This window comes from Cellulomonas biazotea (genome assembly GCF_004306155.1).
Classification (GTDB): Bacteria; Actinomycetota; Actinomycetes; order Actinomycetales; family Cellulomonadaceae; genus Cellulomonas; species Cellulomonas biazotea.
In genome coordinates, this window is record NZ_BIMR01000452.1 from 1 (window position 1) to 2,002 (window position 2,002).

Below are 2,002 nucleotides of genomic sequence, written 5' to 3' on the forward strand. Positions count from 1 at the left end.
GCGGGGGCGCCCTCTCGTCGCGCGGCCGGGGCGTGCGGTCCGGTCAGGGGCGCCCGAGCGCCCGGTACGTCCAGCCGGCGGCACGCCACCGGACGGGGTCCAGCACGTTGCGGCCGTCGAGGATGCGCTTGTGCGCGACGACCGCGCCGAGCTCGTCCGGGTCCAGGTCGCGGTACTCCTGCCACTCGGTGGCGAGCAGCACGACGTCCGCGTCCGCCGCGGCTTCGAGCGCCGAGTGCGCGAACTTCATGTCGGGCCACTTCGCCTGCGCGTTCGCGACGGCCTGCGGGTCCGTGAGCGTCACGTGCGCGCCCTGGAGCTGCATCTGCGCGGCCACGGACAGCGCGGGCGAGTCGCGCACGTCGTCGCTGTCGGGCTTGAACGCCGCCCCCAGCACCGCGACCTTGCGCCCCACGATCGAGCCGTGGCACACCTCGCGGGCCAGGTCGACCATGCGCACGCGGCGTCGCATGTTGATCGAGTCGACCTCCGCCAGGAACGTCAGCGCGTCGCTCACGCCCAGCTCGCCCGCGCGCGCCATGAACGCCCGGATGTCCTTCGGCAGGCAGCCGCCGCCGAACCCGAGGCCCGCGTTGAGGAACCGGCGGCCGATGCGCGCGTCGTAGCCGATGGCGTCCGCCAGCCGCGTCACGTCCGCGCCCGTCGCCTCGCACAGCTCGGCCATCGCGTTGATGAAGCTGATCTTCGTGGCGAGGAACGAGTTCGCCGCGACCTTGACGAGCTGCGCGGTCGCGTAGTCCGTGACGACCAGCGGCGTGCGGTCCGCGAGCGGCGTCGCGTACACCTCGTCGAGCGCCGCCTTGGCCGCGTCGCCCGCCGCCGTCGGGACGCCCTCGTCGTCCGTCGGCAGGCCGTACACCAGCCGGTCGGGGTGCAGCGTGTCCTTGACCGCGAAGCCCTCGCGCAGGAACTCCGGGTTCCAGACGAGCGTCGCGCCGCTGCCCTCGAGCCGCGCCGCGAGGTTCTCCGCGGTGCCCACCGGGACGGTCGACTTGCCCGCGACGACGTCGCCCTCCGCGAGGAACGGCCGCAGCGCCTCGAACGCCGAGTCGACGTACGACAGGTCCGCGCGGAACTCGCCGTGCACCTGCGGCGTGCCCACGCACAGGAAGTGCACCTGCGCGCCCGCGGCCGCCTCCATGTCCGTGCTGAACGTCAGGCGGCCCGTCGCCTTGGTCTCGGCGAGCAGCTCCGGCAGGCCGGGCTCGTAGAACGGGGCCTCGCCCGCCTCCAGCGACGCGACCTTGCGCGGGTCGACGTCGATGCCGACGACCTCGTGCCCGAGCTTCGCCATGCACGCGGCGTGGACCGCGCCGAGGTACCCGCAGCCGATGACGGAGATGCGCACGTTGCCCCCTTTTGGGTGGTTGGGATGCGCCGAATGTACCCGTGCGCAAGGAGGTCCCAGCGGGTGATCCTTGCCTCACCGGCCAGGATCACCCGATCTGCCCAGGACCTGCCCGGCCTGCGGGAGCGTTCCGTTTACCGTAGCGCCATGGTCGTCACCGCTCGGGCCCGTCGCCGCGTCGTCGCCGGTCTCGTCGCCTGGTCGGCCGTCGTCGTCCGCGTCACGCTGTGGCCGAAGCCCGCGCCCGACGACACGTTCGACGTCGTGCGGGCGGTCCTCGCATGGCTGCAGGAGCGCGGCGTCGGGCTCACCTACGCGGTCGTCGAGGCCGTCGCGAACGTCGTGATGTTCGTCCCCTTCGGGGTGCTCGTGGGCCTCCTGCTGCCCCGCCGGTGGTGGGCCGTCGCGCTCGGCGCGCTCACGTCGGCGGCGATCGAGCTCGCCCAGCTCGCGTTCCTGCCCTCGCGCGTGCCGACGGTGCAGGACGTCGTCATGAACACCCTCGGCGCGGCCGTCGGCGTCGCGCTGCTCGCGGCGTACGGCGCGCGTCGGGCCCGCCGCACGCGGACCGACGACGCCACGACCACCGCCCGGACGCGCGACGGCCGGGTCCTCCCGCAGGAGGACCCGGCC

General features: G+C 74.0%; 2 protein-coding genes. One reads left to right on the forward strand and one right to left on the reverse strand.

Going from position 1 to position 2,002, the window contains the following annotated elements; all coding sequences use genetic code 11:
• Positions 1-43: 43 nt before the first annotated feature.
• On the reverse strand, positions 44-1,369 hold the full coding sequence (locus CBZ_RS20070) for a UDP-glucose dehydrogenase family protein (protein ID WP_130783193.1): 1,326 nt from the start codon (positions 1,367-1,369) through the stop codon (positions 44-46).
• Between the two features lie 147 nt (positions 1,370-1,516).
• Here CBZ_RS20070 and CBZ_RS20075 point away from each other — a divergent pair.
• A partial coding sequence (locus tag CBZ_RS20075; protein WP_130783194.1) for a VanZ family protein occupies positions 1,517-2,002 on the forward strand: 486 nt, incomplete at its 3' end.